The 23,765-nt window shown below is 47.0% G+C and carries 22 protein-coding genes; 15 read left to right on the top strand and 7 right to left on the bottom strand.

The window, feature by feature from the left end:
• The first annotated feature begins 26 nt into the window (after nt 1-26).
• Complete coding sequence (locus H6F63_RS05280; RefSeq protein ID WP_199297747.1) at nt 27-1,616, top strand: sodium:proton antiporter; 1,590 nt, start codon at nt 27-29, stop codon at nt 1,614-1,616.
• Here H6F63_RS05280 and H6F63_RS05275 read toward each other — a convergent pair.
• On the bottom strand, nt 1,582-2,289 hold the full coding sequence (locus tag H6F63_RS05275) for a TrkA family potassium uptake protein (protein ID WP_190635467.1): 708 nt from the start codon (nt 2,287-2,289) through the stop codon (nt 1,582-1,584). The genes H6F63_RS05280 and H6F63_RS05275 overlap by 35 nt on opposite strands.
• Before the next feature lie 196 nt (nt 2,290-2,485).
• Nucleotides 2,486-3,544, bottom strand: a complete 1,059-nt coding sequence (locus H6F63_RS05270; RefSeq protein ID WP_190635465.1) for a WD40 repeat domain-containing protein — start codon at nt 3,542-3,544, stop codon at nt 2,486-2,488.
• A 94-nt stretch (nt 3,545-3,638) separates the two neighbouring features.
• On the opposite strand from H6F63_RS05270, the gene der reads away from it, so the two are divergent.
• The 7 genes from der (at nt 3,639) to proC (ending at nt 10,676) form a co-directional block, all read left to right on the top strand.
• Complete coding sequence (gene der / locus H6F63_RS05265; protein ID WP_190635463.1) at nt 3,639-5,000, top strand: ribosome biogenesis GTPase Der; 1,362 nt, start codon at nt 3,639-3,641, stop codon at nt 4,998-5,000.
• A 175-nt stretch (nt 5,001-5,175) separates the two neighbouring features.
• Nucleotides 5,176-6,141, top strand: a complete 966-nt coding sequence (locus H6F63_RS05260; protein WP_190635461.1) for a CbiQ family ECF transporter T component — start codon at nt 5,176-5,178, stop codon at nt 6,139-6,141.
• Nucleotides 6,142-6,204: 63 nt separating this feature from the next.
• Entirely contained in the window at nt 6,205-7,620 is a 1,416-nt protein-coding gene (locus H6F63_RS05255; protein ID WP_190635459.1) for an anthranilate synthase component I, read from the top strand.
• 244 nt (nt 7,621-7,864) lie between these two features.
• Nucleotides 7,865-8,134 carry a transcriptional coactivator PipX gene (pipX, locus tag H6F63_RS05250; protein ID WP_190420502.1) on the top strand — a complete coding sequence of 90 codons (270 nt, stop codon included), beginning with the start codon at nt 7,865-7,867 and terminating at the stop codon, nt 8,132-8,134.
• Nucleotides 8,135-8,344: 210 nt separating this feature from the next.
• Nucleotides 8,345-9,016 carry a YggS family pyridoxal phosphate-dependent enzyme gene (locus H6F63_RS05245; protein WP_190635457.1) on the top strand — a complete coding sequence of 224 codons (672 nt, stop codon included), beginning with the start codon at nt 8,345-8,347 and terminating at the stop codon, nt 9,014-9,016.
• Nucleotides 9,017-9,209: 193 nt separating this feature from the next.
• A complete protein-coding gene (locus tag H6F63_RS05240; RefSeq protein ID WP_190420506.1) occupies nt 9,210-9,797 on the top strand; it encodes a cell division protein SepF in 588 nt (195 codons plus the stop codon).
• A gap of 69 nt (nt 9,798-9,866) precedes the next feature.
• Nucleotides 9,867-10,676: a pyrroline-5-carboxylate reductase gene (gene proC, locus H6F63_RS05235; RefSeq protein ID WP_190635611.1), complete on the top strand. Its 810-nt coding sequence runs from the start codon at nt 9,867-9,869 to the stop codon at nt 10,674-10,676.
• A gap of 319 nt (nt 10,677-10,995) precedes the next feature.
• Here proC and plsY read toward each other — a convergent pair whose 3' ends face one another.
• From plsY to H6F63_RS05215, 4 genes are all read right to left on the bottom strand, one after another.
• A complete protein-coding gene (gene plsY, locus H6F63_RS05230) occupies nt 10,996-11,643 on the bottom strand; it encodes a glycerol-3-phosphate 1-O-acyltransferase PlsY (RefSeq protein ID WP_190635455.1) in 648 nt (215 codons plus the stop codon).
• Nucleotides 11,644-11,675: 32 nt separating this feature from the next.
• Entirely contained in the window at nt 11,676-12,908 is a 1,233-nt protein-coding gene (locus H6F63_RS05225; RefSeq protein ID WP_190635453.1) for a DUF3086 domain-containing protein, read from the bottom strand.
• A 174-nt stretch (nt 12,909-13,082) separates the two neighbouring features.
• Entirely contained in the window at nt 13,083-13,481 is a 399-nt protein-coding gene (locus H6F63_RS05220) for a DUF3119 family protein (protein ID WP_190635451.1), read from the bottom strand.
• 56 nt (nt 13,482-13,537) lie between these two features.
• Nucleotides 13,538-14,335, bottom strand: coding sequence for an MlaE family lipid ABC transporter permease subunit (locus H6F63_RS05215; protein WP_190420514.1), 798 nt, complete (start codon nt 14,333-14,335; stop codon nt 13,538-13,540).
• 308 nt (nt 14,336-14,643) lie between these two features.
• Here H6F63_RS05215 and H6F63_RS05210 point away from each other — a divergent pair, with 308 nt between their 5' ends.
• Nucleotides 14,644-14,937, top strand: coding sequence for a hypothetical protein (locus H6F63_RS05210; protein WP_190420515.1), 294 nt, complete (start codon nt 14,644-14,646; stop codon nt 14,935-14,937).
• Nucleotides 14,938-15,545: 608 nt separating this feature from the next.
• Here H6F63_RS05210 and H6F63_RS05200 read toward each other — a convergent pair.
• Nucleotides 15,546-17,201: a Ppx/GppA phosphatase family protein gene (locus tag H6F63_RS05200; protein ID WP_190443195.1), complete on the bottom strand. Its 1,656-nt coding sequence runs from the start codon at nt 17,199-17,201 to the stop codon at nt 15,546-15,548.
• Between the two features lie 205 nt (nt 17,202-17,406).
• On the opposite strand from H6F63_RS05200, the gene H6F63_RS05195 reads away from it, so the two are divergent.
• From H6F63_RS05195 to ppk1, 6 genes are all read left to right on the top strand, one after another.
• Nucleotides 17,407-18,291 carry a 4-hydroxybenzoate solanesyltransferase gene (locus H6F63_RS05195; RefSeq protein ID WP_190635449.1) on the top strand — a complete coding sequence of 295 codons (885 nt, stop codon included), beginning with the start codon at nt 17,407-17,409 and terminating at the stop codon, nt 18,289-18,291.
• Between the two features lie 171 nt (nt 18,292-18,462).
• Complete coding sequence (locus H6F63_RS05190; protein WP_190635447.1) at nt 18,463-18,957, top strand: TIGR00725 family protein; 495 nt, start codon at nt 18,463-18,465, stop codon at nt 18,955-18,957.
• 228 nt (nt 18,958-19,185) lie between these two features.
• Complete coding sequence (locus H6F63_RS05185; RefSeq protein WP_190635444.1) at nt 19,186-19,791, top strand: superoxide dismutase; 606 nt, start codon at nt 19,186-19,188, stop codon at nt 19,789-19,791.
• 482 nt (nt 19,792-20,273) lie between these two features.
• On the top strand, nt 20,274-20,963 hold the full coding sequence (locus H6F63_RS05180) for a helix-turn-helix transcriptional regulator (RefSeq protein ID WP_190635442.1): 690 nt from the start codon (nt 20,274-20,276) through the stop codon (nt 20,961-20,963).
• A 188-nt stretch (nt 20,964-21,151) separates the two neighbouring features.
• Complete coding sequence (locus H6F63_RS05175; RefSeq protein ID WP_190635440.1) at nt 21,152-21,361, top strand: hypothetical protein; 210 nt, start codon at nt 21,152-21,154, stop codon at nt 21,359-21,361.
• Between the two features lie 208 nt (nt 21,362-21,569).
• Nucleotides 21,570-23,717, top strand: a complete 2,148-nt coding sequence (gene ppk1 / locus H6F63_RS05170; RefSeq protein ID WP_190635439.1) for a polyphosphate kinase 1 — start codon at nt 21,570-21,572, stop codon at nt 23,715-23,717.
• The last annotated feature ends 48 nt before the right edge of the window (nt 23,718-23,765 follow it).

Here is a 23,765-nt window from a genome sequence, read left to right as displayed (position 1 = left end):
TGCAGTGGCTAAGCGAGCGATCGCTCATGGCAGTCCCAACGGTCGCAGGCAGCGAGAATCAGGGAACTGTTGCTGAATTAGTAATTTTTCTGATCGTCTTGTTGTTGGTTGCCACCGGGGTTGCCCTACTATCTCGACGATTACGGATTCCCTACATTACAGGTTTAGTATTGGCAGGGTTGGCGATTACAGAGCTTTTGCCAGGTCGCATCCGTCTGGATTCCGCCCTAATTTTTAATCTTTTTTTGCCGATTCTACTCTTTGAATCGGCAATTAATACCGATATCAGTCGCCTACGCAGCACGTTTAAACCGATTGCCTTGCTAGCAGGAGTGGGATTTCCCCTCTGCGCTGCCATCACCTCAGTCTTGCTGAAACTAGAACTGGGCTTAGATTGGGTTCCCGCCCTGCTGGTTGGGGTCATTTTGTCAATTACAGATACCGCCTTAGTGATTGCGGTTTTCAAGGAAGTGTCTGTTCCCCACCGACTGGTCACGCTCGTAGAAGGTGAAAGCTTAGTCAACGATGATGTGGCGCTGGTTTTATTTAGCCTGATTTTGACTGCAAATTCAACTGGGTCACTAACGCCCCTCGATGTCGTACAAGCATTTTTGTTCGTGATTGTCGGCGGAATCTTAGTTGGCTTAGCCTTGGGCTACCTAAGTATTGGTTTATTTAGCCAAGCAGACGATCCTCTCAGCGTGATTCTACTCACGATTGCCGTAGCGCTGGGAGCCTTCCAATTAGGCGAATTTTTCCACGTATCCGGCGTGGTTGCGGTTGTGGTGGCAGGACTGATTGTAGGCAACCTGGGGGTTTCTCGCAGTACCTCTGCTTCCACTCAAGTCACTTTGTTCAGTTTCTGGGAATTCGCCGGGTTTGGTGTCAATACCTTTATTTTCTTACTCATCGGCTTAGAGATTAATCTCATCACCCTTTGGCAGACGCTACCCGCCGTTCTTCTCGCACTAATTGCCTACCAAGTCGGGAGGGCGCTTACCGTTTATCCACTCTTGGATTTAGTGCGTTTTTTTGACAAACCGATTCCGGTGAAATGGCGGCACGTTCTCTTTTCGGGCAATATTAAAGGTTCGCTTTCAACTGCCTTGGCGTTAAGCTTACCAGCTAATTTGCCAGGGCGAGATAAGCTGGTTGTCATTGTCTTAGGGATTGTGCTGCTGTCGTTGGTGGGACAGGGAGTAAGTTTACCTGGGTTTGTACGACGTTTAAAACTGGATCGCCATTCCGAATCACGACAGCAAATCGAAGAATTGCAAGCTCAATTGATGACTTCCAAAGCAGCGCAGGATGAATTAGAAAGTCTCCTGAAATCGGGAGTTTTACCAAAATCAATCTACGAAGAGATGCGAGCCGCTTATCAGGTGCGAGTGGCAGCTTCTGAAAGAACGTTGCGGGAGATATATAATCAACGTCCAGAAGATGCTGCTAATGAAAGTAGCGATCGCCTAAAATTAGACACGATTCGTCGGCAATTACTGTTGGCAGAAAAGCAGGTACTCAATGACGCCCTCCGCAGGCGAATTCTCTCAGAAGAAGTGGTGCAAGAACGCATCAAAACCATTAACGAGCAACTTCTAAGTTTGGAAGATGACTAGAACACAAACCTAGGAAATCAATCACCTGATGTAACTTTTCCGATTTAGTGACTACTAGCACGGTTGCTCCCGCCTCTAGCACTGTCTTGCCATTCGGAATTACGAGATCGGTTTGGGAATGGGATTGATAGCCAATAATTAAGGAACCACTGGGAAACCGGGAATCCTGAGCGACTTGTAACACGGTACGACCCGCAATGTCAGACTCCGGTGGCACTTTGAGTTTGAAGACTTCTACCTGACCCTGCTCAAAGTGCATCATCGATTCTACTTGGGGATATTCGATAGCATTCACCATCGTGGTCACGGCTAAGTCAACCGTACTGATGACATGATGCGCTCCGGCAATCCGATAAGGTTCGGCAAAATCACTTTGGCGCATCCGAGTCACGATATGGGAGACGCCATAGTGCTTGGCAAGTGTCACCATTGCCAAATTTAAAGCATCATTGCGGAGGGCAGCAACAAGCGCATCTGCCTTGCGAATTCCTGCTTCCATTAGCACTTGCGTACTGACAGCACTGCCTTCAAAAGCCATCGCTCCTACTTGTTCGCGAGCATAGCGGCAGGCGGTGGGATCGGTATCGATGACGGCAACCGTGTGTCCCAATTCTACTAATTGTTGGGCTAAGTTCAGCCCGACCAGTCCTGCTCCACCAATCAATACGTACATGGCTCACTCACCTCTGTTGCAGGTATTTACGTCTGACCCTCAAAATCTAAAGTGTAGTTGCTAACGGCCAGAAGAGTAAATTATTTAAATGGGCGATCGCGTTTTTGAATTTGAACTGCAAAGGACAAGGCAGCAAGCGTGTCAAAAGTTAGCACGTTAGGTAGTTAAAATTTTTAATCTCGAAAAACCTTCCTTGTCATTCTTGAGCAGGCACTTGCCAAATCTTAATGCTGCCGTCATTACTGCCACTCGCTATTTGCCCGTCGGGACTGAAGGCAAAGGAATTTACTTGGCTGTCATCTCCTGCCAGAGTGCTTTTGAGTTCGCCAGTGCGAGAATTCCACAGCTTGATAGTATTATCTAAACTGCCACTGGCTAACGTCTGCCCCTTGGGGCTGAAGGCGACGGAATTAACCATAACTGCCTTTCCTTTGAGAGTGCTTTGCAGTTCTCCGGTGACAAGATTCCAAATCTTGATCGTGCCGTCATTGCTACCACTAGCTAATGTTTGCCCATCCGGACTGAAGGTGACAGAATTAACCCAGTCGGAATGCCCGGCGAGAGTGCGAATGCGGATGCCGTTGTTGGGATTCCAAAGCTTAATAGTTTGATCGGCACTCCCACTGGCTAATGTTCGCCCATCTGGGCTGAAGCTGACAGTATTAACTGCATCTAAATCCCCACTCAGGGTGCGAATAAGTGTCCCAGTGCGGAGGTTCCAAATCTTGATAGTTTTGTCTAAACCACCACTAGCTAATGTTTGCCCATCTGGGCTGATGGCGAGACAGAGAACTGAATCGGAATCGCCAGTCAGGGTACGGATGAGTTCTCCGGTGGCGAGATTCCAAATTTTGATGCTGCCATCATAACTGCCAGAGGCTAGTAACGCAGGCATCTTGCTGACATCTGATGGGCTAATGGCGATCGCATGAACTGGTTTAGAATGCCCGGTGAGGGTGCGGATGCGTATCCCTTGTGCCAAATTCCAAATTTTGATGCTGTTGTCATCGCCGCTACTGGCAAGAATCTGCCCATCGGAGGTGATAGCGATCGCCTGAACATAGCTAGGATGTCCAGTAAGGATGGCAACAGGCTTGGCGGTTGGTTCAGACTCCGCGATCGCACTAAGATTTAAGCTGGAGTTTTCCAAGCTGACGAGTTTTGCAGAAGATTGGGGTATGCACCCAGTAACAGCTACTACTGCTGCATATGCGATCGCCCTTACCACTTTCCCAGACTTAGGCTTTGAATTCATTGCAACGCACCCAAGAATAACAGCAGGTTTATTCCGGATTGTTACAATGGAAATTTGGAACTTTCATCATCCCGTTGGATGACTATACCCCGTTATGTCCCTGCCAATTGTCGCTATTATCGGTCGCCCAAACGTGGGCAAATCTACTATTGTCAATCGTTTGGCAGGTGTACAAGATGCCATTGTGCATGACGAGCCTGGAGTGACACGCGATCGCACTTATCGCCGCGCCTTCTGGCAAGATCGGGAGTATGTAGTCGTGGACACTGGCGGATTAGTGTTTGATGATGACACCGAATTTCTCCCAATGATTCGGGAACAGGCAATGCTGGCGCTTACAGAGGCAAAAGCGGCGATATTTGTGGTGGACGGTCAAGCCGGATTAACCACCTCAGATGAAGCGATCGCCCGATGGTTGCGTCAACAAACCGTACCTGTAGTGTTAGCCGTCAATAAATGCGAGTCACCAGAACAAGGTTTAACCCAAGCCTCTGAATTTTGGCAACTAGGATTAGGTGAACCTTTCCCCGTCTCTGGCATTCATGGCAACGGTACAGGCGAGTTACTTGACGAACTAATTAAATACTTGCCGAGTGCAGAAGAAATCGAAGAAACCGACGAAATTAAAGTTGCCATTGTCGGACGACCAAATGTCGGCAAATCCAGCTTGTTGAACGCCTTTGTCGGCGAAAATCGCTCCATCGTTAGCCCAATTTCAGGCACCACCCGCGATGCTATCGATACCGTTGTGGAACGAGACGAGAAAACCTACCGCTTGATCGATACAGCAGGAATTCGCCGAAAGAAAAACGTTGAGTACGGCGCAGAATTTTTTGGAATTAATCGCGCCTTCAAAGCTATCCGCCGTGCAGACGTGGTTCTGTTAGTAATTGACGCAGTTGATGGTGTCACCGAACAAGACCAAAAACTAGCAGGACGCATTGACGAAGAAGGGCGAGCTTGTGTAATTGTTGTTAACAAGTGGGACGCTATTGAAAAAGACTCTCACACGATCTACGAGTTTGAAGAAATCTTCAAACAACGACTGAGTTTTATCGAGTGGGCAGAAACAATCTTTGTCAGCGCTCACACTGGACAACGAGTAGAGAAAATTCTAGAGTTGGTGAACGTAGCCGCCGAAGAACACAAGCGACGAGTAACCACCGCCGTGATTAACGAAGTGCTACAAGAAGCGATTTCCTGGCACTCGCCCCCAACCACCAGGCAAGGGAAACAAGGTAAAATCTACTACGGCACTCAGGTAAGCAGTCAACCGCCTGCGATCGCGCTATTTGTTAACGAACCCAAGCGCTTTAACGACAACTACCGTCGCTACATCGAACGTCAATTCCGACAACAGCTAGGCTTTAAGGGAACACCGTTGCGCTTGATGTGGCGAGGCAAAAAAGTCCGCGAAGTCGAAGCAGGGAACCGAAACCGAGCCACCCGTGTATAAATTTTAAAGCGATTTTTGGGGAGATCGATCGGGGAGTTGAACCATTACTGGTTCTTCCTCCAACCTCCCGTTCTTCCCAAAACAGCGCCTGATTTTGGATGCAAAGATTTTGGACTGGGAAGAGAATCTAAAATCTAAAAGCTAAAATCTAAAATCTAAAATCTAAAATCGGAATATGGATTTACTGCGAAGTCTGCCACTGGGACTGTACCTTGAACAACCGATTACCTGGCTGCATAACCTTGACCCACGGGTGAAAATAGCTTGGTTGATGAGCTTTCTCATAGCGCCAGTCCTAGCAAATCCCTACTGGCGTATAGGCTTAGTACTCATACTAATTATTATTACTTTCAGTGCGGCTATCCCCTTGCGCGTTTGGCGACAGCAAATGGGTTGGCTATTAATGGTAAGTTTTTTTGTCTTCATCCTGAGCGCGATCGCCCCCGACGCATTAGCATCTGACTATCAGCGTCGCCTTCCATCAGATGAAATAGCCTTTACAGTAGAGGCGAAGCCTTCAGGTGAGCAATCTGGACAACAGCCGACAAAGAATAACCAGAATGCTTCGCCCTTACAGTCCCAAGCAAAAAACTCCAAAAACTACCGCTACATCCTGTTTCACCAAGGGCCGATTAAAATTACTCGCAAGTCCCTGGATCTAGCAATAAGCGTCAGCACCTTACTGTTCATCCTGATTTACAGCACCAACCTCTTTTTGCTCACAACCGCACCAGAAGAAATTACTGCTGGTATGGAAAGCTTAATGCGACCTCTGCGGCGCTTCAAACTGCCCGTAACAGAAATTGCCCTCACCTTAACCCTTTCCCTACGCTTCATTCCCCTAGTTTTAGAAGAAATACAAAATTTAATTCGTTCCGTGCGGACGCGGGCGATAAACTGGAAAAAGTTAGGTCTCCGCAGAAGTCTGCAAGTCTGGTTGCTGGTAGCCGAACGACTACTGGAAAATCTCCTCCTACGAGCCGATCAAATCGCCAGTGCCATGAACGTACGCGGCTTCACCAGTCCCGATCGGCATCGCGTTCAGTGGCACCAGCTGCGCCTCAAGAGGGGCGATCTGGTGGCGTTGGTGAGTTTGGTTGTACTATGGGGAGCGCGGCTGATTTGGGGATGGGAAACATAAGTTATGAGTTTTGAATTAATAACTCCTCGCCTCCTACTCCTAGATAATGGCTAATGACTAAAGATGCAACCTTGGTACTGGCGATCGCTTCCTCTACAACATCGAACTGGATCAATAGTATTCGCTGCATTATTTCTGGATTCTCAAATTGCTACCCTTCTAGAAAGTCCCTATACTGAAAGCTCCAACCAAACTAAAAACTCCTTAACTCGATATTCCATCTGTGCTGGTGTCCCCCGAATTGTGGATGGACAACCTCAGATGTGGACACCACCTATAGGCAAAATTCTCCCCTTCCTACGCCGGAAGCTGCAACAATCAGGGAAAGCAGGCCCCACCTCAGCCGAAGCCCTTCCTTTTACTGGTGGCTGGCTGGGGTGGTTAGGTTATGACCTCGCTTGGGAGATTGAGCAATTACCCAATCTCAAAACCGACCCGTTGCCGTTCCCAGTCGCTTATTGGTATGAACCAGCGTCTTTCGCCGTTCTCGACCACTGGGAACAAACCCTTTGGTTAGCAGCTAGCGACCCCTCGGAACTCGACTTGTGGCAAAGCCAGCTAGAACAGAAAAGCTGGGAAAACAGGGAAGGAAAATTCCCCAATCCCCAATCCCCAATCCCCAATCCCCAGCCCCCTCACGTCCATCTCTTTTCATCCCAAACTGATTACGAAGACGCTGTGCGCCAAGCCAAAAAGTATATCCAGGCTGGAGATATCTTTCAGGCAAATCTTTCCCTCCGATTTGAGCAGCCCACCAATGCCCGCCCGTGGGATATTTATCAGGCGTTGCAGCACATTAATCCTTCCCCCTTCGCTAGCTATTGGCAGACGCCTTGGGGAGCGGTAATTAGCTGTTCTCCAGAACGATTGGTACAACTCTGGGAGCGAGAAGCGCAGACGCGACCAATTGCCGGGACGCGATCGCGCGGCACCACCCCAACCCTCGACGAACAACTAGCTCGTGACTTGATCGCCAACGCCAAAGAAAGAGCTGAACACATCATGCTGGTGGATCTAGAGCGTAACGACCTGGGGCGCGTTTGTCAGTGGGGTTCTGTAAAAGTCAATGAACTTTTCACTATAGAGCGGTACAGCCATGTTATGCACCTCGTCAGCAACGTTATCGGCACGATTAGCCCAAACTACGATACTGTTGACTTAATTCGCGCCCTCTTCCCCGGAGGCACCATCACAGGTTGCCCCAAAGTCCGGTGTATGGAAATCATTGAAGAACTTGAACCCGTGCGTCGCAGCTTGTTCTACGGTTCCTGTGGTTATCTTGATTGGCGGGGACACGTAGACTTAAATATTTTGATCCGCACCCTCCTTTATACCCAGCGCGACAATAAAGCTGTTGTTTACGGGCAAGTTGGGGCAGGGATCGTTGCGGATAGCGATCCTGAGCGAGAATGGCATGAGTCTTTATACAAAGCTCAAGCTCTGCTGGCAGCACTGAACAGTTTTAATATCAGTGGGTAGGATAGGACGGAGATCCTGTCTGTCAGCGATCGCTGGAAAAACAACTACCGACAGATAACACAAATATGACAACTACCACTTCATCCCAGTGGCTCCAAATCAAGCTATCATCTGCATAGTTTTAAACGGAATCAACTCCCTGAGTATAAAAAGAGGGGGGCTGGCGCGAGTCAAACTGCCATCTCCACTCTTTGACTCTTCCCAATCCCCAAGCTAGGGATGGGTATTCCTTATGTGAATGTTAATGAGTACCGAAACCTATCTGAATCACCCAACATTTGGTCTACTTTACAGAGTCTGTTTACTGGAAGACAACCAGGAACTATTCACCACCCTGTATGCACAGCGTCTATTTTTTTTGGTCAACACCACACCCACGGGAATTAAATTTGAACCAATTGGTCGCAACGATGCTCGTCTTATGGTAGAAAACCGTATGCGGATGCTCCGTCGCAGCAGTCAATTACAGGAGTACGATAAGCTTCAGGTTATTCACAAGCAAACATTTTGCTAAGATATAAAATTAAAAATTAACAATTAAAATTAAAAATAAACTTTTTTGATTTATAATTATACATTTTTAATTTTATCTCCTAAAGCTGCCCTGCCGATGTTTAAGTACGATCCCCATGCACTTTAAAAAGGCTTTCATGCAAAAAGTGAAAAATTCATTTTGAACATGAAAGCGTTTTTTAACCCCTAGTCCCTTTTGAAGATAGGTCTAATGACCGGAGACTTAGCGCAACGAATTGTCAAGATTCGTCAACAATTACCAGAATCTGTTCGCCTGATCGCCGTCACTAAACAAGTGTCGGTAGATGCCATGCGGGAAGCTTATGCTGCTGGAGTAAGAGATTTTGGCGAAAGTCGCACACCAGAAGCCGAACTCAAACAAGCCGAACTCCAAGACTTACCAGACATCACGTGGCATCTAATAGGACATCTCCAGAGCAATAAAGCCCGAAAAGCCCTAGAGTTATTTCAGTGGATTCACTCCGTGGATAGCTTAAAATTAGCCCAGCGACTCAATCAACTGGCTAACGAGCTGTCCTTGTCGCCACAAGTCTGCCTGCAAGTCAAAATTCTGCCTGATCCCAACAAGTATGGCTGGAGTGTTCCGGAACTGCTTGCCGATTTACCAGCCCTAAATCAGTGCTACAATCTGCAAATTCAAGGTTTGATGACAATTCCGCCTTTCGCACTAAAGCCGCCAGAAATTCGCTCAGTATTTGAGAGTACCAGCGAATTAGCTGATAAAATCGGGCAACAAAACTGGTCAAATATTCAAATGCAGCAGCTATCGATGGGGATGTCAGATGATTACCCTCTAGCTGTGGAAGCTGGGGCGACGATGGTGCGTTTGGGGAGAATTATTTTTGGCCAACGGAATCCTTGAGAAGCCTTTCCACGCCTGAAGAAGACAAGAATTCTGAAGATAAGGGTAGGGTAAGGGATAAGACATCAGCTATTATATTGCCAACACGACTATATGATTGTTATTGTCGTTTCTTTAACCAAGACTTCTGTCTCAAGGGTGCTATGTAAAATAATCCCCAGAGTAAACCTGAAGTTGTGATGGAGCGTGAACTGTGAATAATATTTTTTCCAAACTGCGAGATTTCGTGGGACTCAACGAGCCTGCCAGTTATGAGTACGATGAGTACGAAGAACCAGACGGCGAAGAGTACCAAAACATCTATCAGGAACAGCATCCTCAGCAAACACCAGAGGAAGAACGCCGCCAGAGTCGTCGGACACGGGATACAAGAGCTGTTGTACGAGAAGTAGAAATGGGGTCAACAATGAATAATGTGATTGGGATGCCCGGAGCCGTAAATGGCATTTCTGAAGTGGTAGTGATGGAACCGCGTTCTTTTGAAGAAATGCCCCAGGCGATACAAGCTTTGCGGGAGCGGAAGTCAGTTGTGTTAAACCTGACGATTATGGATCCAGATCAGGCGCAACGAGCTGTGGATTTTGTTGCTGGAGGCACCTACGCCATTGATGGACATCAAGAGCGAATTGGGGAAAGTATTTTTCTGTTTACACCAAGCTGTGTTCAGGTAAGTACCCAGACGGGCGTAGTTCACGAAGCTCCCCAACCGCAAGTCCGCATTTCTCGTCCCGCAGCTCCCGCTCCAGCTTGGTCAGCAGAACAGACGCGGATGGCGCAGTAAATGTTATGAGTTTTGAGTTATGAATTCAAAATTCAAAATTCAAAATTAATTTAAGTGATGGGGGCAAGGTTGTCCATCAAGTTTGGCATGATTGGCGGCGGGGTAATGGGAGAAGCTCTGTTATCTCGCCTGATAGCTCAGCAGATTTATCCGGCTGAGGAGATTTTGGTGAGTGACCCGCAACTACATCGGCGCGATTTTTTGGCGCAGCAGTACGGCGTACAGGTGACGGCAGACAATCGGGCGGTAGCAGCAGCAAGTAATGTGCTGTTGTTGGCGGTTAAACCGCAGGTGTTTGAGGCGGTGGTGGCAGACTTGGCGGATGACGAGCGTGCCGAATCACCGCCGTTGGTGATTTCAATTATGGCGGGTGTTTCTTTGAGCCAGTTAGAAGCGGCTTTCTCGCTTTCAGGGGCGATGCGCGCCATGCCGAATACTCCGGCGACGGTGGGGGCGGGAATGACTGCTTTAGCACGCGGCAAACACGCCACTAATCACCACCTGGAAGAGGCAAAAGCTATCTTCCAGGCGGTAGGGGAAGTGGTGGAGGTGCCAGAATCCTTAATGGATGCGGTGACTGGGCTTTCTGGTTCAGGGCCCGGCTATGTGGCAATTATGGTGGAAGCTCTTACGGATGGGGGCGTCGCTGCTGGGTTGCCAAGAGCGATCGCGTCTTCGTTAGCTCTCCAAACTGTACTGGGTACAGCCCAACTTTTGCACGAATCCGGGCTACATCCCGCCGAGTTGAAAGACCGCGTTACCAGTCCCGGCGGTACTACTATTGCTGGGATCGCACAGTTAGAGCGTTCGGGTTTCCGTTCAGCTTTGATTGAAGCAGTTGTGGCAGCTTCCCGGCGATCGCAGGAGTTGGGAAAATAGTCGCAATGGCTAATGGCTAATAGTAAAAGAGGAGTATATGGCAATACGTCAAGCGATAAGGCTTGATACCCTCAACTCTCCTTTTTTAGCAGGGTGGTTTCATTTATTAAAAGAAAATTTTGTAACGTTGATTTTGCTTGGTGGTAGGGGCATGGCAATGCCATGCCCCTGCAAAATGTTGCAATTTTCGATATTTTCTAAGGGTTGTATGAAACCACCCTGCTCAACTCTCTTTTTTAAGGGGTTGGGGGGATTAAATTTGCATCACAACATTAACCGAGATGTATTCATGGCTGTGGCTTCCTCAAATTAGCAATTCCTACTCTTGCTGTAACTTTTGCCCTAATTGAGGTTCGGTTCCGGCAAGTAGGCGTTCAATGTTGCCCCTGTGTAGCCAGATAACGTATATCCCGCCAGCGATCGCAAATAGCAGGTAGGGTAAGGGCTGTTTCAGGAGAATCATCAGCAGAGTAACTGCGATCGCTCCGGCAATGGAACTGAGGGAAACTATTCGAGAGAAGGCAAGAAATACGCCAAATACCGCCACAGTGCCTAATGCTACTGGCACCGACATGGCTAATAAAACGCCAATGCTAGTGGCAACTGATTTTCCACCCCTGAAGGAAAGCCAGATAGATTTGCTGTGACCCAAGAGTGCGCCTAAGGCGGTACCAGCGACTAGCCAAGGTTCCCAGGTGGCAGGTAAAAGAGGCGTGGGAGCAAAGGTATACAAAGCGTAAACCAGAGCGATCGCGCCTATCCCCTTCAACATATCAATCAGTAACACCATCGCTGCTGGGCCTTTGCCCAAAGTCCTCAGCACATTGGTAGCACCAGTCGAACCCGATCCCTGTTCTCGAATATCAATCCCTTTAAGCCAGCGTCCCGCCAAATAACCCGTAGGAAGCGAGCCTAGTAGATAGGCTGCTATTAACAATCCTCCACTGACAGCGTACTGTAGCATCATCGCAAGCGTGCCTCTTACCTGTAGCTCGATTGTTAATATCTCATATCAGGGGACATCTGTTGAGGATCGGGCGCAAAAGCTAACCACAGAGGAAATTGCAGCAGCGACAGATTGATCAAGTCTTCTGTCTCATCAATGATAATCAAAGGCATCTGCCGTTCCTTAACCAGTCGATCTGCCTTTTGTACAAGGGCTTCTGCCGCCTCAAATAGAACAATCCCTCGCTCTGGGCCAAAATCAGCGCGGGAAATGCCCAGACAGTCCTGCAAACCCCGCCGCCATTCTCCCAGGCGTTCGGGAGAGTTAGCAAGAATTAAAGCGCGGACGCGATCGCCATACAGCGTATTTAGCACAGAAGTCACCGCCGAGGCGACCAGAATATTTTGCAAGCGGCTTCCCATCGTCCGCAGCGCTCCTCGTCCCCCCTGAGTGAAAAACCAGTTAGCAACTCGTTCCGCATGAACTGGTTCAAAAGTCCGGCGCAATTGCCACGGAGGTCCATAATAGTCTGGTCGCGTCCGATACTGGTCTAAAATACTGCGAATTTGTTTCGATGTCGATTGAAAACCCTGTTCCGTAAATTTAGGATTTGTCGGCGGTGCAACAGCCGCTTTTGACTCTTCAACAACTGGCTTTGGCGTTTCCGATTCTTTCTGTAATTGCAATTCTTCAGCCGCCAGCACTAAATCCTGTAAGCTACCGACGAGATAATCTTTAAAGCCTTGCACTCTAATCGCTAGTTCTTGAGAAGTGCCAGCAAAAGTTCTTCGCATTTCCTCACGGATGCGATCGCGCCGTCGTTCCAGTTGTTCCACGGCAATTTGTAGGGTTTGTTTGCGTTGCTCCAGTTCGCCTAAAGACTCTTGCATTAAGCGATTCATTACCGTTTGAGTTTGTACTACCTGCTCTTGCAGCATTTTATTGTGAGCAGCTTTTTGAGCGGCAATTTCCTGTATCAAAAACTGTTCTTGGCGTTGTAGCTCGGCTACTCGTTGCTCTAACTCTGCTATAGAGTTCTCTACATCGGAGGTTGTGGGCGCAACGGTTGCCATTTCCGGCTCTAAATTCTCGCCGGATACTTCAACAACAATTACCGTTTGTTCCTCTAAATTGTCATCGGATGCTTCAACAATAGTTGCCGTTTGTAATTCTACATTGTCCTCTTCGGGTACTTCAACAACCGTTTCTGTTTCCGAGTCTAAATTATCCAATGGCTTAACAGTTGGCTCTTGATCTTCTTGGGTATGGATTTCGTCTGAATTCATTAGTCCGTAGTCCGTAGTCGGTAATCCTTAGTTTTTAGCTTCTACTGGTTAGTTTTTAGTCATTAGTCCCTAATTGGCAGCGCCAAAGACTAATGACTAAATTCATTAGCCTTTAGTAAATAGTCATTAGTTTCTAGTTACCAGCACCAATAACTAATAACTAATTCCTAATAACTAATTCCTAATGGGACAGCGTTCTTCCAGGCAAGTCCTTAGCATCTTGGGATCAAACAACATCGGCAAAAAGTGGATGCTGTTAACTTCTTTGAAGTAAAACAGAATTGGCACTGGTGTCCAAAAAATCTTCCAATTTTGCCATTCCTGGTAAGGAAAGCGCCGAATCATTTTATCAGAGCGATAAACATCTAATGCTGTTGGGGTGAATTGCAAGCGGATTGTTGCCGCCTGAAACAGCAGGAACAACCCGAAAATAGCGATCGCGCTTGCCAGCCAAGGTGAAAAGAGCAATAATGGAACCGCAACTACTAACAATCCCAAAGGTAGTGTGTAACTAGGTGACAGTTCAATAGTTTGTGACGGTAAAGAAGAAGACGCAGCAGTAGTCACAGGCATAAACCCCGTTTTGTAAAAAATCGTCACTCTATTTTTTATTTTAAAGGTTCTTAACCTCAGGCCCCCCGGAGTACGGCACTGCCAGTTCCCTGAAACATCACCCAAGTCAAGAAAAAGTTAGAAATAAAGATGGCAAGTAAAGCTGTGACAACAGCTGTTGTGGTAGATTGACCAACGCCTTTTGCTCCTCCGGTGGTGGTTAAGCCCCAACTGCAACCGATTGTGGCAATTAGCCCCCCAAAACAAAATGCTTTAATCGCCGCACTACACAAATCCCAGACTTGAAGGAAATTCCGGGCAGAATCTAGAAATACGGTTTCGGAAAGATGGTATAAATTTGTGGCAACTAGCATTCCCCCAGCCATCCCGGTGATGATAGAAAGAACTGTTAAAACTGGCAGCATCAAGCAGCATGCGATCGCGCGGGGAATCACCAGGTAATCTATCGGGTCGGTTTTTAGCATATATAGCGCGTCGATTTGTTCGGTGACGCGCATAGTGCCAATTTCCGCAGCGAAGGCTGATCCAACTCGCCCAGCCAAAACCACCGCAGTCAGTACGGGTGCCAGTTCGCGGGTCAAAGAAAGCGCCAATACGCCTCCCACAGCCCTTCCAGCACCCAGATTAATAAACTCTCTTGCCACCTGAATTGTAAACACCATGCCGACAAAAGCGGCAGTTATCAGCGCAATTAGCAAAGATTCAGGGCCAACTGCTGCCATTTGGTCGAGGGTGTTGCGCCGATGGATTTTCCGAGTCAGTAGGTGAACTATCACCTGTCCCCCCAGGAAAATCGCCGCCAGCAACCGCTGACCCCACACCCCTAAGCTGTTCGTTTGCGTAGTCTCGCTCAATGATGCTAATGCTCGCTTCAACCACTGCGTAAAGCATAACTGATGCACCACCTAAAAAAGCGCTTACGCAAAAGTAAAAAGGCAAAAAGCCCCAATTCCCCAATCCCTAATCCCCAGCCGCCAGTCCCCAGCCCCCAATCCCCAGAAATTATGAGATACATTTACGGACTTTAACCAAGATTTTTAAGGTTTATTTAAGATTTCTGACATATCGGTGCAGATTGAGCGATCGCACCTATTGTATATAGAGATAAACAAGCACTGTTGCCTTAAGCCTTCTCGGTCAGTTCCTTCGCAGTAACGTCCTTATGAGCATTTTGCCTAATTTCTTCCGTTCCCTGATTCTGGCGAGTCTTCTTAGCTTTGCCGCCCCTATAGTCCTTTTTGGCGGGGTATTGGCAAGTTTGTCTCTGCTAAGTTACATTCCTTTAGTCGAAGCGATCGCTCAGTTCACCCAGGCGCAGATTTTACAATTTCTCGCTGTCTTCGGCAATGGCTGTCCTCTAGAGGGCATTTTGACCATCGGCTTCACTTTCAGTATTGTGGGCGCGATGTTCGACACCTACGCCTTCTATCGTTACCAAAATTTACGCGGGAATTAATAATTTAAGAGTACAGGAATCAAAACTGACTCTAGCGCATAACGGAAGCCACTATCATTTTAGCTACTGATAAGCTCCTCCCACCCTTAGATGGAGTTGAGCATCATGGCAAAATTAGTTGAGATTAGTTTTGGTACGACAAATTCTTATATTGCCGTGGTAGAGGGCAAGTAACCCGTCATTATTGCTAACGCCTAAGGATTTCGCCTCACTCCTTGCGCTGTAGCTTATGGGGTCAAAAAATTTAAAGTGAAGAAACCTTTTTAAGAAAAGTTGCTGAAGCGATGAAATTTATCATCTACTTTGGGGCTAATTGGGATGCCTTAGACGAAGAGATATCTCTGATTTTATGACAGACCGGATATATTCAGACAAGCTGGCCCTTGCTAGCAGCAAATAACACGGGAAATTTTACGTTCTGCGGAAGAATACTGGCAGAATAAAAAACCCCTGTGGATTTTAAGAAGTTCATAATTTGGAGGATGTAACTTTACTTGACATTATTAACGAGAAATTTACCTCTTTTTTATTATCGTAACAACTCAAAAACCAGTTTTATAAAATAAAACTGGTTTTTGAAAAATGCTTACATTAAATTCGCAACAAGCCTAGACCGCCGCAACAGCAGCAGGCTCTAAAGTAGCTACTAATTTAACATTAAACTCCCCTTCAAACACGTCTTTTTTGTAATCTAAACTCCAGAGTTCTAAAGCACAGTCATCTTCTAAATGAGCTGGAAAAAGGTGCAAGTGTAGTTCTTGTTCCGGGCGATATTCACACTGCAACCGCTCAATAGCACCAATTTGTCTGCGGTCAAGAGCAACTGCTAGTCTCAGCAATGCACTGAGTTGAGTCACCATCTGGCGATGCTTTTTGCTGGGAAGATTTTGATAGTTTTCGTGCTTTTTCTTAGGAGGATTTTTGCGGTGATAGCGGGCGATGTTGGCGATAACTTCAATTTCAGCTTCTGTATAGCCTAAAAGGTCGCCGTTGCGAATTAAGTAATACGAGTGTTTGTGGTGAGAAGAATGACTCACATGGTGTCCGCAGTTGTGTAAAATTGCGGCAGCCCAAAGCAGTTCCCTTTCTTCTAGACCCCAACTGTGGAGATGTTCCTTGGTTTGGTCAAACAAACTGAGGGCAAATTCTGCTACTCGCTGAGAGTATTCTAAGTTGACTTGATATTTTTGGGCAATTTTGATGACGCTGCGTTGACGCACTGAACTTTGGTAGCGCAGTTTGTCTTCAATTAAACCGTGGGTAAGCATCCAGTCTACGATGACACCTTCCCGAAGACTTCGTTCGCAAACCGTAAGCGTTTCTTGGCGCAGCAGCGTCATCGCTTCTTGTAAAATTATTGCACCTGCAACAATGATTTCTGAGCGGCGATCGCTCATTCCCGGAATTGCGGCGCGTTCGGCGTTGTTCATCTTCCGCAGACGATTAACTAAATCCCGCAGGTATTTCAGACTCAGCTGGTAGCCAGTTAGGGGCGTTGGCACCATTCCCATCTGTTCTCGCGCCTGCATTGTTGCTAAAGTCTCTATGGTGCCAGCTGTTCCCACTAAACGCAGTAATTCCCCCGGCTGCAAGTAAGCCTGCAACTCTTCCACGGGTCGTTCTAGCTGTCCCCGCACGTAGGCTTGCAGGTAATAAAATTCGGCATTGCTGATCGGATCGGTGGTGACAAGTTCTCTTGTAAGGCGCACCGCACCGACTTTGGTGCTGCTGAGACTTCGCGCGTCGTGACTATCCCCTAAAATTAACTCAGTGGAACCGCCGCCAATGTCAATAATAATGTGGGGCTGGTTGTTGAATTCCATCCCCGAAAGTACGCCCAGGTAAATTCGTCGGGCTTCCTCTTGACCAGAGATTAGGTTGACAAATAAGCCTAACTCTGATTCTACGTGTTTGAGAAAGTCTCGACCGTTGGGGGCTTCGCGCACAGCGCTAGTTGCAACGGCGATAGTATGTTCGGCGTTCAAACTTTTAGCAACTCCCTGGAAGCGGCGTAAAGCAGCGATCGCGCGATCCATCGCTTCCGGTGTCAGATCGCCCGTCTTTTGATCGCGATCGCCCAGTCGCACCGTATCTTTTTCTCTGGCAATAATACTAAAAGCAGGCAGACTAGGTTGAATTCGCACTACCACCATGTGTAGGGAATTTGTACCCAAGTCAATAGCAGCAAGAATCCGATCTTGATTCATCGTAGGAAAGGGAATATTCACAGAATTATCTTTGGTGGCGATAAATGAATTAACCATCGCAACGTATCTAGGGTTCTAAACCCAGCCGAGACTTGATGAATAAGCATATTCTATAGGGGATAAAGACACGATTAATCGCATATATCTATAGGAATTATTAGCAAATTGATGATTCTTTGTAGAATTTATACGGGGTTTGGCAAGGTCAGCTTTAAAATCCCTATTAGGGATTGAAACTTAAGGATTAAAAATTTCATAGATCATGCTGACCCAACAAGAACCCCAATCTGAACGAATATGGCTAACTATCATCCGGCTTTTGAGGTGGGATAAGCCGGAAGGACGATTAATTTTGATGATTCCCGCCCTTTGGGCTGTATTTTTGGCAGCAGGGGGAACGCCACCGTTACCGTTGGTTGGCGTGGTGGTGTTGGGTACTCTTGCGACAAGCGCTGCTGGATGCGTTATTAACGATTTGTGGGATCGGGATATCGATCCACAAGTAGAAAGAACGCGATCGCGTCCCCTCGCTTCTCGCGCCTTGTCAGTAACAACTGGTATCGTCGTCGCCTTGATAGCGATGAGTTGCGCTGCTGTTCTCGCCTTTTACCTCAACCCGCTAACTTTCTGGCTGTGCGTCGCCGCAGTTCCGGTTATCGTATGCTACCCCTTAGCCAAGCGCGTCTTCCCAGTACCACAGCTGATACTTTCCATCGCCTGGGGTTTTGGCGTTCTGATCAGTTGGACTGCTGTAACTGCCAAGCTAGAAGAACCCACCTGGATTTTATGGGGGGCGACGGTACTTTGGACACTGGGATTTGACACAGTTTACGCCATGAGCGACAAGGAAGACGATCGCAAAATTGGCATTAACTCCAGCGCTTTGTTCTTTGGTAAATACGCCGCCGAAGCTGTGGGGGTTTTCTTTGTTGGCACCGCAATCTTACTAGAATGGCTAGGGATCGAGATGCAACTACATCTGAGTTTCTGGTTAGCCTTGGCTGTGGCTACTTTAGCTTGGATTTGGCAATATGCCCGAATTAGCCAAAAAGATGTCCCCACACCTGTTTACGGGGAAACTTTCCGCCAAAATGTTTGGATTGGCTTTATTGTACTCGCCGGGATGATTGCCGGATCTCTTAGCTGATAGCTTATGAGTGTTTTTAAAATCCGATTGCGATCGCAATCGGGATTATAACTTTGCCTATAGCAGTCCTAAAGAAGGCGAGATCCCCAACTTCTCTAAGAAGTCGGGGATCTGAAGGACGGGCAGATTTCTTCTGCTAACTAAAGGGTTAAAAATTTCAATAATTTTCTTATGAGAAAAATCATCATTGGCGTTATGGGGCCAGGTGCCAACGCCACCGAAACCGACTTACAAAATGCCTACAAACTAGGCAAACTCATCGCCCAATCGGGATGGATATTGCTGACTGGCGGTAGAAATGTGGGTGTGATGGATGCGGCGAGTAAAGGTGCAAAAGCTGGCAATGGTTTAACGATTGGCATTCTTCCTACTAACGATACCAGCGCTGTTTCTGATGCCGTAGATATTGCGATTGTTACCGATATGGGAAATGCGAGAAATAATATTAATGTCCTCTCCTCTAACGTTGTGATTGCCTGTGGCATGGGTGCGGGAACGGCTTCGGAAATTGCCCTGGCTTTGAAGAATCATAAAAAAGTTATTTTGTTAACCAATCATTCAGAAAGTAAAGTTTTTTTCCAAAGCTTGTCTGAAGACTCTATTTTGATTGCCAATACTCCAGCAGGGGCAATCGAAATTGTTAAAGAAGTTTTGAGCCACCATTAATTATCCCTTTGGATAGATGCAATCGGGAGAAATTAGTGGTTAGACCCTTCTAAATTAGCAAAAAGCGTTGATTTTGGCTGTCTCTTGACTTTTAAGGTACAATCCAGTGGTTAAGTTTTATATCGCTAGCGATCGCAACCTGGATCTGGCGAGACTTATATGCTTAAGAAGAAAAAAACTTCTTCATTAGTTTTAAGCTAGAAAGCAGTTAGCAGAGGATTGAACACAATGGCATTTGAACTACCCCCTTTACCTTACGATCAAGACGCTTTAGAGTCGTCTGGTATGTCGGCGCGGACACTTGAGTTCCATTACGGCAAGCATCACGCTGCTTACGTGAACACTCTCAACAACCTGGTTAAGGACACGGAACTAGCCGACAAGTCGCTTGAAGAAATCATCAAGGCAACCTACAAAGCTTCAGACAAAGCTGCTGTATTCAACAACGCTGCTCAGGTGTGGAATCATACCTTCTATTGGAATGGCATCAAACCAAATGGAGGCGGCAATCCTAGTGGCGAACTAGCGGAAAAGATTAACGCCAGCTTCGGTAGCCTCGACAAATTCAAAGAAGAGTTCAAAACCGCCGGAGGCACCCAGTTTGGTAGCGGATGGGCTTGGCTGATCAAGGATGGCGACACCCTGAAAGTAGCCAAGTCTCCGAACGCTGAAAACCCAATTGCCTACGGACAAACTCCCTTACTGACGATGGATGTTTGGGAACACGCCTACTATCTGGATTACCAGAATAGCCGTCCAAACTTCATGCAGAACTTTGTTGACCACTTGATCAACTGGGACTTTGTTGCCCAAAATTTATCGGCTGCTGCTTAAATAACTGCTGATGTTTAAGCTACGTCAAATTTAATCGTCTTGAAAACAGCCACGTTTTTAGTAGTGGCTGTTTTTTTTATGATTATCTGTAAACTTTGGCGGCCTGGATCTTTAAGTGATATTTTGCACCTATTAGGATAAACCACTAATACCCAAATAAGTGGTGTAAGAAAGTAACAGCAGATGCGGAAAATACCTTGCGGGAAGCGAAAGTAATTCAAAAAACTATATTTAAGCGTGATATTACGTAAACAGCAAGTTGAGATTGCTTGCATACATAACCTCTGAACTGCTGTCCCTACCGATAACCTTTCCCACAATACTGACTAACTTTGCCAGGCTGCTTCAACTGGGTTGTTATGCCGCTTGGAGCGGATTTCATACTACCTTAAACGTTACTATAAATCAGCTTTGTCAAGCTATACTTGACAAAAAGGCGGGTGAGTATGTAAAGTAATACTTGACGGAGAACAGACAAAGCCATGAAAAACCGACTGAAAGAACTTCGACAACTGCACCAGTGGTCACAATCTGACCTTGCTAGGCAATTAGGAGTCAGTCGTCAGGCTGTCAATGGTTTTGAATCTGGCAAGTTTGACCCCAGCCTAGATATGGCTTTTAAAATTGCTAGTCTGTTCAACGTTGCACTTGAAGACGTTTTCATCTATAAAGTAAAAAATTCTATGCAAACACTTGTTGAGCGATTCAAAAATTATTTTGGTTTCGAGTTTGGTTTCGAGAGGTTTACTGAAAAGGCAATCAACGCGATTAAGTTCGCACGAAATGAGGCAACACATTCGCAGAAATCACAAGTCGAGCCAGAACATCTGCTTGCTGGCTTGCTGGCTGATCCAACCACCACAAGTGCTAGTTTACTTCGAGCCAATGGCTGCCAAGCGGACATCGACACACATGAAAATTCTTTTGAATCCCATGAGAATCCAAGATTTAGCCCACAGAGTAAGTTTGTTCTAGAGCTTGCCTTGCAAGTCGTTCGGCTTCAGGGTAATAAGTCTATTGGGACTGAACATCTGTTGTGGGGTTTAGTCCGTCTCGCAGAAACAGACAGGACTACTCTGAGTGACCTGTTTCAAAGATACGAAATTGATTTCGATGCCCTAAATAATCAACTAGCAGAAACGGTTTATAGCAATTCTCAGTTGCCTAGATGACACTGTAGGGACACGACATTGCCGTGTCCCTACGAACATTCGTATTACACGCAATTGAAAACCGCTATAAATTCAGGACAGAAACTGGCTGAGGCTACCTAGTTTCACACTTATTCATGGAATTGACATTCACTTTTTCAGGTGCAAGATATAAGTTTAAAGAAAGTAAAATTCCTACCAGCTAAATCATGGATAGTAAAGAGCTAGCGCAATACCTCGAAGCAACAGATAGCATTTCCAAGCCTTGGCTATTAGTGCAATTGCGCCTAAAGAAACTCCAAGAACGTCGCCCGACGATTTCTCCACAGGAATATGCCAAAGAATTAGCAGATATTTATCAGGATTTAATGAATTTGGGTGAGTGGTGGCGGGGAAGGGAAGATGAGGTATTTGGTTGAAAAAAGCTTATCGCATGGCTATCGTCCGATGGGAATAGGCTTGGCGACCAGCGCTGGTGAAGTCTAAGGCGAAACAAAGGCGTAGCGATCGCTCCTTTTATCTCCACACGGCTTTCACCTACCGTCAGATAGTTTCTGGCTCTTATATCTCAAGATAGTATAAATCCATCATTGATGGAATAGTCATCCCTTTGTGTCCCTTAAGATTATGCCGAAATCAAAAAAAACTACACAAGAAATTAATCTCAACGATCCACAATATTATTTCAGCCGGGAACTCAGCTGGTTAGAGTTTAACAATCGGGTGTTGAATGAAGCCATCGACCCCCGGACACCCCTATTAGAACGCCTAAAATTTATAGCCATTTTCTGTTCTAACCTGGATGAATACTTCATGGTGCGCGTCGCGGCGCTGAAGCAACAGGAAGAAGCGAAAGTAAGCAAACTGCCCCCCGATGGTCGGACACCCACTGAACAGTTAGAACTGATTAGCATTAAGACCCGCTCCCCAGTAGCACTACAGCATCAACACTTTGAACAAGTATTGCGGCCCTTGATGGCGGCAGAGGGCATTCATCTTCTAGACTACGTGGATTTGAACCAGGAACAGCGAATTTACCTGCAAAAGTATTTTGAGGAGCAAATCTTCCCAGTTCTGACTCCGCTAGCTGTTGACCCCAGCCATCCCTTCCCCTATATTTCCAACCTTAGCCTCAATCTCGCCGTAGTGGTGAAAGACCCGGACACTGGCGAAGAATTGTTTGCCAGAGTCAAAGTCCCGAACACCTTACCCAGGTTTGTACCCTTGCCAAAAGAAGCTGGAGTTGGCAGTCGGTCATCTATCATCGAAAATCAGCGACACATTTGGACTGGCATACCGTTAGAACAGGTAATCGCCCATAATTTAGAATCTCTGTTTCCGGGGATGAATATTCAGGAATATCACCCATTCCGCATCACCCGCAATGCAGATATCGACGTGGAAGAAGACGAAGCCGATGACCTGCTACTGGCGATTGAACAGGAACTGCGGAAACGCCGGGTTGGGGGTGATGTGGTGCGGATGGAAATTTTAGCTTCCATGCCTGAAGCAGTGCGAGGAATGCTGATTCGGGAAATGGGACTTTCGGAAAAAGATGTCTACGAGGTGGAAGGAGTGCTGGGACAGGCAGATTTGATGTCGTTTATGGCATTGCCAATCCCGGAACTCAAAGATCCTGCGTGGACTCCAGTTGTACCGCCACGCCTGCGACGCCTCAATGAAGAGGGTTCGGATGAGAAAGAAGATTTTTTTTCTGTAATTCGTAATGCAGATTTGATGGTTCACCATCCTTATTACTCGTTTGGAGGGACGGTGCAGCGATTCATTACCCAAGCGGCACACGATCCGAACGTGTTGGCGATTAAAATGACGCTGTATCGCACTACTGGCGACTCGCCAATTCTTCAGGCGCTGATTACAGCAGCGGAAAAGGGAAAACAAGTAGCGGTGCTGGTGGAACTCAAAGCCCGTTTTGATGAAGAGAATAATATCAACTGGGCGCGGAAGTTAGAACAAGCTGGAGTCCATGTAGTCTATGGCTTGGTGGGTTTGAAGACTCACACGAAGGTAGTGCTGGTAGTGCGCCGCGAGGAAGACCGGATTCGCCGCTACGTCCACATTGGTACGGGGAACTATAACGCGAAAACGGCGCGAATTTACACAGATTTGGGGCTGTTAAGCTGCCGCGAAGACTTGGGGGCGGATTTGACAGATTTGTTTAATTACTTGACTGGTTACTCGCGACAGCGTTCTTATCGGAAGCTGTTGGTGTCCCCAGTCAACTGTCGCGATCGCTTTGTCGCCTTGATCCGCCGCGAGATGGAACACTGTAGGGATGGTAAAAGCGGTCGCATTGTCGCCAAAATGAACTCCCTCACAGACCCGCAAATTATTGCCACCCTGTACCAAGCAAGCATCGCTGGAGTGCAAATCGATCTGATTGTGCGGGGAATTTGCTGTCTGCGTCCCGGCCTGGAAGGGGTGAGTGAAAACATCCGGGTGGTTAGCGTTGTCGGGCGCTTTTTAGAACATTCCCGGATTTATTACTTTCACAATCACGGTAAACCAGAAGTGTATATAGGGAGCGCTGACTGGATGTCCCGCAACCTAGATCGACGAGTGGAAGCGATCGCTCCCATAGAAGACCCAGACATCTCCAACGACCTGCAAGAAATACTCGGCATCATGCTGGCAGACAACCGTCAAGCCTGGGATTTACAGCCTGATGGCAAATACGTCCAACGCCACCCCAACGGCAAGGAAAAAGAGCAAAGCGCCCAGAAAATTTTAATGGAAATGGCACTGCAAATTTAGATTGGGGACTGGGAAATGGGGACTGGGGACTAGGTGTTGGGTATAGGG

The organism is Trichocoleus sp. FACHB-40 (assembly GCF_014695915.1).
GTDB lineage: Bacteria > Cyanobacteriota > Cyanobacteriia > Cyanobacteriales > FACHB-T130 > Funiculus > Funiculus sociatus.
Note: the sequence above shows the minus strand (reverse complement) of the source record. Positions and strands in the feature narration are given on the sequence as shown.

What these genes read in the sequence shown, in the direction of transcription:
- H6F63_RS05280 (WP_199297747.1), top strand. Translation starts at nt 27, where the DNA reads ATGGCAGTCCCAACGGTCGCAGGCAGCGAGAATCAGGGAACTGTTGCT.
- H6F63_RS05275 (WP_190635467.1), bottom strand. Translation starts at nt 2,289, where the DNA reads ATGTACGTATTGATTGGTGGAGCAGGACTGGTCGGGCTGAACTTAGCC.
- H6F63_RS05270 (WP_190635465.1), bottom strand. Translation starts at nt 3,544, where the DNA reads ATGAATTCAAAGCCTAAGTCTGGGAAAGTGGTAAGGGCGATCGCATAT.
- der (WP_190635463.1), top strand. Translation starts at nt 3,639, where the DNA reads ATGTCCCTGCCAATTGTCGCTATTATCGGTCGCCCAAACGTGGGCAAA.
- H6F63_RS05260 (WP_190635461.1), top strand. Translation starts at nt 5,176, where the DNA reads ATGGATTTACTGCGAAGTCTGCCACTGGGACTGTACCTTGAACAACCG.
- H6F63_RS05255 (WP_190635459.1), top strand. Translation starts at nt 6,205, where the DNA reads ATGCAACCTTGGTACTGGCGATCGCTTCCTCTACAACATCGAACTGGA.
- pipX (WP_190420502.1), top strand. Translation starts at nt 7,865, where the DNA reads ATGAGTACCGAAACCTATCTGAATCACCCAACATTTGGTCTACTTTAC.
- H6F63_RS05245 (WP_190635457.1), top strand. Translation starts at nt 8,345, where the DNA reads ATGACCGGAGACTTAGCGCAACGAATTGTCAAGATTCGTCAACAATTA.
- plsY (WP_190635455.1), bottom strand. Translation starts at nt 11,643, where the DNA reads ATGATGCTACAGTACGCTGTCAGTGGAGGATTGTTAATAGCAGCCTAT.
- H6F63_RS05225 (WP_190635453.1), bottom strand. Translation starts at nt 12,908, where the DNA reads ATGAATTCAGACGAAATCCATACCCAAGAAGATCAAGAGCCAACTGTT.
- H6F63_RS05220 (WP_190635451.1), bottom strand. Translation starts at nt 13,481, where the DNA reads ATGCCTGTGACTACTGCTGCGTCTTCTTCTTTACCGTCACAAACTATT.
- H6F63_RS05210 (WP_190420515.1), top strand. Translation starts at nt 14,644, where the DNA reads ATGAGCATTTTGCCTAATTTCTTCCGTTCCCTGATTCTGGCGAGTCTT.
- H6F63_RS05200 (WP_190443195.1), bottom strand. Translation starts at nt 17,201, where the DNA reads ATGGTTAATTCATTTATCGCCACCAAAGATAATTCTGTGAATATTCCC.
- H6F63_RS05195 (WP_190635449.1), top strand. Translation starts at nt 17,407, where the DNA reads ATGCTGACCCAACAAGAACCCCAATCTGAACGAATATGGCTAACTATC.
- H6F63_RS05190 (WP_190635447.1), top strand. Translation starts at nt 18,463, where the DNA reads ATGAGAAAAATCATCATTGGCGTTATGGGGCCAGGTGCCAACGCCACC.
- H6F63_RS05185 (WP_190635444.1), top strand. Translation starts at nt 19,186, where the DNA reads ATGGCATTTGAACTACCCCCTTTACCTTACGATCAAGACGCTTTAGAG.
- H6F63_RS05180 (WP_190635442.1), top strand. Translation starts at nt 20,274, where the DNA reads ATGAAAAACCGACTGAAAGAACTTCGACAACTGCACCAGTGGTCACAA.
- H6F63_RS05175 (WP_190635440.1), top strand. Translation starts at nt 21,152, where the DNA reads ATGGATAGTAAAGAGCTAGCGCAATACCTCGAAGCAACAGATAGCATT.
- ppk1 (WP_190635439.1), top strand. Translation starts at nt 21,570, where the DNA reads ATGCCGAAATCAAAAAAAACTACACAAGAAATTAATCTCAACGATCCA.